This window comes from Psychrobacter sp. AOP31-B2-9, from assembly GCF_052378005.1.
Lineage (GTDB): Bacteria > Pseudomonadota > Gammaproteobacteria > Pseudomonadales > Moraxellaceae > Psychrobacter.
On sequence record NZ_JBQSXG010000023.1, the window covers coordinates 22,022 to 32,709 of the forward strand.

5 protein-coding genes are annotated in these 10,688 nt (G+C 41.7%); 1 reads left to right on the forward strand and 4 read right to left on the reverse strand.

All coding sequences use genetic code 11. The features are described from left to right. Positions 1 to 124: 124 nt before the first annotated feature. From ACT3SX_RS04550 to ACT3SX_RS04565, 4 genes are all read right to left on the reverse strand, one after another. Positions 125 to 4,054 carry an AAA family ATPase gene (locus ACT3SX_RS04550; protein WP_192519170.1) on the reverse strand — a complete coding sequence of 1,310 codons (3,930 nt, stop codon included), beginning with the start codon at positions 4,052 to 4,054 and terminating at the stop codon, positions 125 to 127. 79 nt (positions 4,055 to 4,133) lie between these two features. Continuing rightward, on the reverse strand, positions 4,134 to 5,816 hold the full coding sequence (locus ACT3SX_RS04555) for an exonuclease SbcCD subunit D C-terminal domain-containing protein (protein WP_192519169.1): 1,683 nt from the start codon (positions 5,814 to 5,816) through the stop codon (positions 4,134 to 4,136). A 738-nt stretch (positions 5,817 to 6,554) separates the two neighbouring features. Beyond that, the gene (gene cysG / locus ACT3SX_RS04560; RefSeq protein WP_192519213.1) at positions 6,555 to 8,192 is read right to left on the reverse strand and encodes a siroheme synthase CysG; all 1,638 of its coding nucleotides are present in this window, start codon (positions 8,190 to 8,192) and stop codon (positions 6,555 to 6,557) included. A 303-nt stretch (positions 8,193 to 8,495) separates the two neighbouring features. Next, entirely contained in the window at positions 8,496 to 9,446 is a 951-nt protein-coding gene (locus ACT3SX_RS04565; RefSeq protein WP_192519214.1) for an acetyltransferase, read from the reverse strand. Positions 9,447 to 9,780: 334 nt separating this feature from the next. Here ACT3SX_RS04565 and ACT3SX_RS04570 point away from each other — a divergent pair, with 334 nt between their 5' ends. Further along, positions 9,781 to 10,593, forward strand: a complete 813-nt coding sequence (locus ACT3SX_RS04570) for a DUF817 family protein (protein WP_192519215.1) — start codon at positions 9,781 to 9,783, stop codon at positions 10,591 to 10,593. The last annotated feature ends 95 nt before the right edge of the window (positions 10,594 to 10,688 follow it).

Genomic DNA, 10,688 nt, shown 5'->3' on the forward strand with positions numbered 1-10,688 from the left:
AGAGTCAACCACACGATACGGGTTACGCCTTTCTTGCTGTGCCTACGCAGGAGGCGGCGCAAAATATAATCCGTATCGATGTATTTGTTTTATAGTGGATCGGCTATAGATATGATGTTCACTATTACTTACTGGCTGCAGCGTCTTCCACTTTACGACAGCCTTGTCCGCTAATTTGGCTAAACCCACCAGAGATTTTTTCGACCTTAATTTGCGTCAAGATACGTTCTTTTAACGCTTGAACGTGAGAGATAATACCGATAATTTTGCCTTCTTGTTGCAGGCTGGTTAGGGTATCAAGCGCGATATCGAGCGACTCTTCATCTAGTGTACCAAACCCTTCATCCAAAAATAACGAGTCCACTCGTATGTTTTGACTGGCCATTTGTGACAATCCTAGTGCTAATGCTAGGCTAATGATAAAACCTTCACCGCCTGATAGGTTTTTGGTACTGCGGATATCACCGCCCTGATAATCATCAACCACGTTAAGCTCTAATGCGTTATCTGCATCATGAATGAGTAAGTAGCGATTGCTCATTTTTGTTAGCTGTTTATTGGCATGGTCAATCATCACCTGAAAGGTTAAGCCTTGCGCAAAGGTACGGTATTTTTTGCCATCTGCGGAGCCAATCAAATCATACAACTGTTGCCATACTTGCATGGTCTCTTTTTGTGCAGCGATAGCAGTGTGCTGCTCGCTCTGTACGGTTTTTTGCTGCTCATTAGTTGTAAGCTGTTGTTCGATAGCACCCAATGCACCAAAACGAGTGTCTATCTCTGTCTGTAGCTGGTTCTGCTTGCCAGCGAGTACGTCTCTTGGTTCATCAGTTAAAGGATTGGCAAGCTGATCATCCAATGATTGCTGCGTGGCTTGTAATTGGGCTTTGGTCTGGTTTAATGCTTGTTCAATACCAAACTGGCGGTTTTTTAAATCATCACGCGTCTCTTTTGGCAGTCGTGCCTGCTCAAAATCAGCCTCGCTTGTAAACTGTGATTGTGCCAATAACGCGTTAAAATTCGTTTGCTGCTCATTAAGTATGGTCGTGGCAATATCAAGGTCTCTTGCCAATTGCTGCGCGCGCAATTGTGATTGCTCCAGCAACTGTGCCGCATTATCGGCCTGCCGTTGTACGATAGCGGTCTTATTTTTTGCCTCATCTAGCGCTGTGTGTAGTCGATTGCTCTCGTGATCAGGGTTTTTATCTGCAAATAGCCTGTGTCTCTCTGCCTGTAATTGCTGATGCGTTTTAGTATGCTCGCTAATTAAAGTGTCTAATTGCTGGAGTGCGGCTTCTTCACTTGCCAGCTGATGTTGCTTGGTATCAATTTGTGCGGTGATACTGCTTAGATTGTTATTCAGCTGATGCTGTTGGTCGGTTTGCTCATTAAGGGTTTGTTTTAATTCCTTTAGCGCACTGCTTTTCTGGCGTAGTTGATCGATGTGAGTGTCACATTCAGTCTTACTTAATACTGCCTGCGTTTGAATACTATGATGTAGTTGCGAGAGTGCTGCCTGAATGTCTGCGCGGTTCGGTGCTGTATTCAAATACGCTTTGTATTTATCAATGGGATATCTATCTACTTGCGCGCAGACCGCCGTTATAATAGGCGCCAATTCAGCAAAATTAACATTAATACGGTTATCTATACCTTCAATTTTTTGTGATATCAATTTTATATCAGTCGTTATACTGTTTACCTCATTAATCAGCGCCTGTTGCTGTTTTTCATCGGCCTCAATCGTTCTGTTAAGCGCTATGATTTGTTCTGCCTGAGCATCATATTCAGTTAGTATGGTATGAGTCGACTGCTTTTGTTGATTGAGCTGCTGTTTGGTGTTGTTTAATATCGCGGTAAAATGCTCAATATGAGCCGTGTCAAAGGCATTAGCGCTTTTATAAAAGTCACTCATCTCAGTCAGTGGATGGATAATCTCAGCAAGCGCTTGGGTATACGTATTTTGAGTATGCAGTATTGAGACCAAAACAGACTGAATATCACTGGCTAGAGTTGTTGTTCGTGTCTGCAGATTCGCTAACTGCTGCTGTTCGCTATTGATGGCTGATTGTTTTGTCGCATGTTTAATATTATCGTTAGATAGGGTCTGCTCGATATTTTCGATCAACGTATCTAGATCATCTATTTGCTGCAGTGTTTGTTGCATTTGCGACTGAGGTTTATCACCGTCTGCATGCTTATCTAATAATGGATGATCGTTACCATAAGGATGTTCATGCGCGCCGCAAAGCGGGCAGGGTGTACCGTCTTCTAGCTCTATGATGTAATCTTCAAGCTTGGCGACTTTCTGTAGTAATCTTAGATGCTCCTGTTTTTCTTGCTGTTTGGATTTAGCTTCTTGTAAGTTTGACCGACGTTGGACAATCGAGTCTGCTAACGTAGCCAGCTCTTTATTTAGTGCTGGCAGTGTCAGGTCAATCTGACTGATTTGGTCAGATATTTCAGATAAATGCTGTAGCTTAAAACCTACTTGCTCAATATGAGCGCTTATTTGACCAATCTGTTCTTGCTCGCTGCGCATACTTGCAACCGATTGGCCTTTCATCAGAGCACCTTGCTGCTGTTGTAAGCTGGCAAGTTGCGTACGTTGCTGCGAAATTGATGACTTATCTGTCTCTAGTTTTTTTGATAATGTATCCGCATTGTCTTGTCGCTCACGCATTTGCTGATGCTGTGTGGCTTTGTCTGCTGTTAGGCTGATATTATTCGTTAAAATATTTTTTAATCGAATACAGTTGTCATTAAAAGTGGGTATGTCGCTGTCTAAATTATTGAGCTCTGGATAGTCGCTAAAGTATTTTTCTATATGGTTAAGCTGACGTTTAATATCACTTTCGGTTTGTTGATGTGTGTCGATTTGTTGACGTAAGTTCTGCATGCTCGTAGCCAGCATGTTTTTGCGTTGGGTGTCGTCTGCTAACAATCGAGCTTGCTGATTAATTTTGCTATCTAGATCCCGCACTTTTGTGATAACTGGTAGGGTGTCATTCAGTGCTGTTGTCGCTTGCGCCTCTATGGTAGTAGCAGTGTGTAACTCATTATTAGCTTTTAAAACAGATGCCTGTTGTGTTGGTAGTTCCTGAGTGATGGTGGTGTTTTCTGTCTGTAGGTCTTGCACTTTTTTGCGGCTATAAGTCAGCTCTCGAAACGGACTGTCAATCTCTAACGCTTTATTGGCAGCATCCAAACGCATGGATTCTGGCACAAAGTCTTGCTGCGCTTGCAACGCGTCTGCCATTAATCCTTGGTGCTTGGTCAGATTTTGCTGTAATTCTGTGACTTTATCCAACCATTGCAGTTGATCGCTCACTTCCTTAAAGGCTTCGCGCTGTACGGCTTGCTCCTGCTTGAGAGTGGTTAATTCCACACGCAGCTGCGCCTCATCTTCATCACTTAATAAGGGTAAGCTGTCGATACCTGCTTGTAGTTTGGCCAGTTGGTTTTCTTCGTGTCGTTTTTTTTCAAACACGTTTTTAGATATCTCGGCATAAATGGCTGTACCAGTGATTTTTTCTAGAATGGCCGCTCTATCAGCGACATCGGACTTTAAAAAAGCGGCAAAGCTGCCCTGTGCCAGCATGATGGAGCGGGTAAATTGGTTAAAATCCATGCCAATTAAGTCTTGGATGTAGACGGCTGTTTTTGATTTTTTTTCTTCTAATACTTTTGCGCTTTTGACATCACTGATCTCATGCTTGATGGGTAGTAAATTACCTTTGGCTTTTTTGCGCGCTCGATGCTGATACCATGAGCAGCGATAATGCTTATCACCGATCTCTATCACTACCTCGGCTGAGCACTCGCCTGTACCTTGGGTCATCATCTCATTGGCTGAGCCCGTAATATCACCCAACCTAGGAGTTCGGCTATATAGTGCCAAACAAATCGCATCTAAAATGGTGGTCTTGCCAGCGCCCGTTTGTCCTGTGATGGCAAATATACCTTCATTAATAAAAGCGGCATTCGTAAAATCGATGTGCCATTCACCTTTTAGAGAGTTTAGGTTTTTTAGTCGTAGTTCAATTAGGCGCATGGTTGGGTCTTATCATTATTGGAACAGTTGTTATTTTAAAGTAAAGTTAATGCTTCAAAGCATGATACTTAAGGTTTGATTATTCAGCCTGCGTATCGTCATTATGAATGTTATGAATAATTTGTGCGTAAGCATCACGTAAGGTCAGCTTTTGCGCATCTGTCACCTCATTAGCACTCAAACAACGCTCAAATACTTGCATCTCATTTAAGTCTTGTAAGGTTTCAGAAGCCGCCTCTTGATTCAATACCTTGTTGTAAGTACGAGGGTTTTTTATTTTCAATACCTCACAAGGCAAGCCATCGACCATCACTTGAATTTGCTCACGTAGGTCACTGACAATATCGTCACCGGTATAAATGAGCTCAAGCCAAACCGATTCGCTCGGTGCTAAAGATTGAATGGTGCTGTCGATTGTTTGTTGAATAGTCTGCAAATCGCCAGATATTTGTGCTAATTTTTGGAATCTTGGAATAGGTAAGGATAACACTTGCATCTGACGTTCAACATCATGGTGGAGTAGTTGAGCAGCGAACGCAAAAGTTAAAGGCGTTGACTTTGAAATACCGATGATGCTCTGAGCTATATCTGTTTGGGTGGCCTTTTCTTCAGTGTTGTTGTCTTCACTACTACTCTCTGCTTCAATACCGATGTCTTCCTGAGCGCTGTTGTTAGTCTTTCCGCTTGATATCGACTCGTCTATTATTGCGTCATCAAAACCAAATAAGTCATCGATAAAGTCGGTTTGACTGTCTGCCTTTTTGGTCGTGGGTTTTTCTACTGATACCTCAGGCTTGGTAGATGTATTACTAAGTTGAGCCATATCAGAGGTTAGGTTCGCCGCTGGAGCTTCACTTATACTTTCATGATGGCTTTTGTTATCAATATTCTCTTTAATATCGTCTAATGCTGCACCGAATTGTATCAGTAAGGCCTGTTTTTGCTGCTTGGCTTCACCAAATCCCATGGCAATAGGTGAGCCTGAATAGCGAATATGCTCGCGCCCGCCCACACGCTGCGGCACGTGCAAATGGCCCAGTGCCACGTAATCAAAGCACTCGTCGAACATTTCGGCAGAGATTTTCCCCAAATTACCAATATATAAGTCACGCACGCCATCATCAGCAGTGGTGCTACCACCTGATGCAAATAAATGACCAGTAGCAATAATGGGAATGTGACGATTATGTGTTTTGATAATGGTCTGCTGGTGCGATTTGGCAATGGCTGCTACGGCATCATAATGAGCACAAATACCATTAATCACGCTGGCGTCTTTACTGTCCATAGACTCGCCAGCACCGCTACTACGAACATCGCGGTCGCGCAGATAAGGTACCGCTACGATAATACAGCTAGGCACGCCTTGAGCATTATTTAACAACAGCACTTCATCGTTGACATCATCGCAAGCAGTACCGATCACATGCACGTTTAAAAACTTTAGGATTTGACTGGGTGCGTCTAAAAATGTTGGGGAGTCATGATTGCCTGCCACGATAATGATATGTTGGCAGCAAGATTTTGATACCTTACCCAAAAACTCATAGTACAGCGCTTGGGCTCTATTGCTTGGGGTCATGGTGTCGAAGATATCACCAGCGACGATTAATACATCGACTTTTTGCGTACTGATGGTCTCTTCAAGCCAGCTTAAAAAAGCTTCAAATTCGCTATAGCGCATATGTCCATAAAGCCGTCGTCCTAAGTGCCAATCGGATGTGTGCAAAATAGTTAATGGTAAGGCAGCGAGTACGGGCATAGGGGCACTTAATATAATTGGCTGAATTTGGCTAAATGAGGAAGAGTAATGCAGTGATTATTTTAGCAAGAATTGTCTGGTTTTGCTGTCTTTGGAGGGGTATTTAACGTCATTTCCTACTGGAGGAATAGTAATAGCTAAACAAAAAAGTATAATCTTTTGTCTACTATAGGTCTTGTATAGATTAAAATCGATACGTTGATAACGATAGGTTTGGAAACGATGTAAACAAAACAATGTAAATTTTAAAGCGAATCAAATACACAGCGTTTATAGACAGTTATTAAAAGATAAATCACGGTGTAAAATAACAATGAAAAAATACATCATCATAATTTTCACTATCATTTACCTGTTAGGTTATATCGAAATCAGACGTAATCATTTACTTGTACATCACTCAGGTTTTATTTCAAACCATGACGGAGTTAAATTGACTTACGGTCATAACATTTCACCGGGTAGTAGTGTAGGACTACTACAGCCACGCTTATTCTATGCCAGCTTTTTTGTTCATTTAATTTATAGGCCGTTAACTGTGGTAGAAGAGAGATATTGGTATATGGTTGTACCACAAGATGACGTTTGGCCTTATACGCTTCACACCACTTTATAAAATTCATACTATTTTATGAGTGGTTTTTTAATAAAAACCAAAAAAATGAGCTAAAATCCATACATCAAAAAGCCACGCTAATGATTATTAGCGTGGCTTTTTGATTGTTTAGACAACCTAAATTAATCAACAATCAGTTGCTCTAGACCATCTTCTGTGGCAAGGCTGGCTACCATCGACAAGGCATGCGCTTGTTGAGCATGAGGTTCATGTAGTGCAGTTTCGGATTTTGGCGTGGAAGCTGTACCACCACGTAACCAGTTATTATTGGTGTCGGATATATTTTGCTCATGTTGTTGATTGTACCAAGCCAAACTATCATGCAGGCTAACGACATCACCCATGATCAGTAGGGCAGGCGTTGGTAGTTGCGCTTGTGCTTGTAATTCAACGATATTGGCAAGTGTACCAGTCAATACTTGCTGATTAGGCATACTGGCATTGGATACGATGGCAATAGGTGTATCGCTACTACGTCCAGCACCAACCAAGCCCTCGGTCAAACGAGGCAAAGAGTGCAGACCCATATAAAACACAACCGTCTCATCGGTGTTCAAAAAGCTCTGAAAGTTGTTGTTTGGCGCGCCAGCCTTTAAAAACCCAGTAACAAAGCGGACCGATTGCGAGTGATCACGATGAGTAAGTGGAATCCCTGCATAGCTGGCCGCTGCATTGGCAGCAGTAATGCCTGGCACGACTTGATAAGGGATGCCATGTGCTCGCAAACTTTCAATCTCTTCGCCGCCACGTCCAAAGATAAACGGGTCGCCACCTTTTAGACGAACCACTCGGCGACCTTCTTTGGCACTATTTACCAACAGCTCATTGATACCGAGCTGAGCGACCGCATGGTTGCTGCGTTTTTTACCGACAAACACTTTATCCGAATCACGGCGGCATAAATCTAACACTTGCGGTGAGACTAATGCATCATAATAGACAATATCTGCTTGCTGCATCAGGCGTAGCGCTTTGAATGTTAATAACTCTGGATCGCCAGGCCCTGCACCCACGATATAGACTTCACCAACTGGAGTACTAGCATCCAAAGAGGTTGGGTTGTCGATCACAGGAGCGGCTGTCACAGCAGTGTCGATCGGTGATTCATGAGCACTGGCAATATGAGCGGCAGTGCTATCTAAGTCGGCTTGTAGCTGCTCAGTAGCTTGAGATTCATTACCAGCAAACATTAGCTCGCTAACTTTGCCTTCAAATGCCCGCTCCCAAAATTGTCGACGTCCGGTCAGTGTAGGAATCTTGGCTTTTACTTCAGTGCGAAATTCGCCAGCTAGTTTGGCTAATTTGCCATAACCTTGTGGGATTAACGTTTCAAGGCGTGCCCGTAACAGGCGTGCTAATACTGGTGCTTTACCGTTAGATGAGATGCCAATCACAATTGGATTGCGGTCAACGATAGCGGGAAAGATGAAATCGCATAGAGGCGGAGTATCGACGACGTTCACCGGAATATTAAGATCAGTGGCATCTGCATGAATCTGATGGTTTAGGGGTTCGTTATCAGTTGCTGCAATAATGATTCGTGCGCCTGACATATGACTTTTATCATAATTTTCATAAATCAGTGTATGCTTGCTATTAGATAGTAACGCTTGCAGTTCATCACAAATATCGGGCGCTAACACCGTAATAGAGGCACCGGCACGGCTGAGTAAATCGGCTTTACGCAACGCTACATCACCGCCACCAACGATAAGCACTTTACGGTCTTCTAGTTTAAAAAATAGCGGAAAAGTATTCATAGCATTACCAATCATTCATTTAATGTAAGATATACAGCTATTATGAGGTATCACGCGCAACGTCTCACGCAGTGAATTGGCATTAGTATATTCGTTTTTGTCATGTTGGTGGGGTTTTTTTGCGAGAAAGGGAATAGATGACTTAATAGGATGTTCATATAGCGTGATGCTTAGCAATAAAAGGCAGTATAAGACAAAAAATAAATAGGATAGCCAAAGTGATATAACAGTGATATAGCTAAGCACTTTGACCATAATATTTATAAAATATTCGCAATAATATATGGAGTATTTTGCCAAAGCCTACTCAAACTCACTGAGCATTTTAGTCATACGTGCATCTTTTTGTTGCCAGATGTCTTCTAGCCAATCAAACATCATTTTTTTCGTGGCTTCATCACGGTCATAACCACCATCCATAATTGCGGAAAATAACTCATCGGGTATCTTTAAGCGAGTCACATCTACACCCAAGCGACGGATATTGCCTTTCCATAAGTCATCATAGTCAGGCGTCCCATCTGGATATACGATCGTGATATCTAAGATTGAATCCAATTGATCACCTAATGCATTGATCGCCAATGACAGACCACCAGCACGTGGTTTTAATAGGTGTTGATAAGGTGAGTCTTGCTTATCATGTTTTTCTTTGGTGAAGCGCGTACCTTCCAAATAATTAAGTAGTGCAAAAGGCTTGTCTTTTAATTGACGACACGCACGTTTGGCTTCGATTAAATTTTGTTTTTTAAGCTCTGGATTTTTTGCTATTGCTTTAGAAGAAAAGCGCTTCATCATCGGAAAGTCTAAGAAGTAAAAGGCTTGACCGATAACAGGAATATAAATCAAATTAAACTTAGTAAAGAACCGTGTCAAAGGCAATCTACCTTGGCTAATGTATTGCACAATACTGGTATCCACCCAAGATTGATGATTGCTCACGAGTAGATATTGTTTGTCCTCACTTAAATCATTCGGCATATTGATACGCCAGTCTTTGTGAGGTAGCGCATGATTGATTACAGCGTTATTACTGTTAATCCAATATTTAGTAATTGCAATGAGTGCATCATCAGCGTATTTTGACTTGGTCAATACTTTGGTCGCGCCCAACGTCCAAATAGGTATACCAACGAAGACACTATTGGCAGTGAGGACGCTAGCACCAGTCAAAAAAGAAGCAGCTTTTCCGACAGGAGGTAATTTATCATGGAGCTTTTCGTAGAGTGAGTTATTTTTTTTTATAGAGGGCATAACTAATATCCATATTAATGAGTACGGTAAAACTATCACCAATCTTGAGTAGTACAGTGAGCGCGACTACTCACAAAGATGGTATTTTCGTTCATGGTTTGACTTTAAAGGGTGAGCGTCGTGCATTTATTATGCGCAGCCCTCAAAGGTAAGGCATAGAATAACCCAATGTTATACCATAAGACGTTAAAAAAACGTTATTTATTCAATTGAATGCATTTTAATATATTTTAAGGTGATTATCATACTAGTACGTTTATTGATATCATGGATGAATATAGCAATGAGTTTTTTCACGAGTCGGTAGTTGATATGATAGTAGCGTCAGTCTGAGGTGTTAAAAACTATTTTACGTGGCAGCATACTGGCCTTAGCCTCTGCTTTATTTGGAATCCTTTTGTTATTGGCTTTTGTGCTGACTCATTATATGAGCTGGCCAGTTTTTGGGATTTATCGCTACGATGTTTTATTAGCATATGCCTTAATTGTTCAAGCGCTTTTGGTGTGCTTAAAGTTAGAAGCACCTCGTGAAGTATGGGTCATTGCTATTTTTCATATTATTGCCATGGCAATGGAGCTGTTTTTGACCCATCCCAAAATCGGCTCTTGGTGCTATCCTGAGCAAGCGATTTTTAGAATTGCCAATGTGCCGCTTTTTGCAGGTTTTATGTATTCGGCGGTAGGCAGTTTTTTAGCGCGTGGGTTAAGGCTGTTTAACGTGTCTTTTACCAATTTGCCAAATTTAGTATGGGTGATTTTATTGGTTGTTTCATCTTATGCTAACTTTTTTACTAAATTCTTTGTACCTGATATTCGCAATGTGCTGTTCGTAGCTTCACTCATCTTATTCTGGAAAACCAAAATATTTTTTCAAATTAATAGTGAGAATAATTTGCAGGCAGGTAGTGCCAAGCAATACCAATTACCATTTTTACCATTACTATTGTTTCTCGCATTTCTGGTTTGGTTAGCAGAGAATATTGCTACTTTTGCTAATATTTGGCGTTATCCTTCACAAGTGGGCTCATGGCAAATGGTCGGTTGGGGTAAGCTGGGTTCTTGGTACTTATTACTGATATTGAGCCTAGTATTGGTGTTGGCGGTCATGGGTAAACGCGATGCTAAAGGGAGTTGGCAACTGATTTAATCATGAAAAGTGAAATGGGCGAAAATAACAGTACTTATTATTTTAAAATTGAATGGGCGATAAGCATAAAAAAGGCCCTTTCTTGAATCCAAGAA

What these genes read in the sequence shown, in the direction of transcription:
- cysG (WP_192519213.1), bottom strand. Translation starts at nt 8,192, where the DNA reads ATGAATACTTTTCCGCTATTTTTTAAACTAGAAGACCGTAAAGTGCTT.
- ACT3SX_RS04550 (WP_192519170.1), bottom strand. Translation starts at nt 4,054, where the DNA reads ATGCGCCTAATTGAACTACGACTAAAAAACCTAAACTCTCTAAAAGGT.
- ACT3SX_RS04565 (WP_192519214.1), bottom strand. Translation starts at nt 9,446, where the DNA reads ATGCCCTCTATAAAAAAAAATAACTCACTCTACGAAAAGCTCCATGAT.
- ACT3SX_RS04555 (WP_192519169.1), bottom strand. Translation starts at nt 5,816, where the DNA reads ATGCCCGTACTCGCTGCCTTACCATTAACTATTTTGCACACATCCGAT.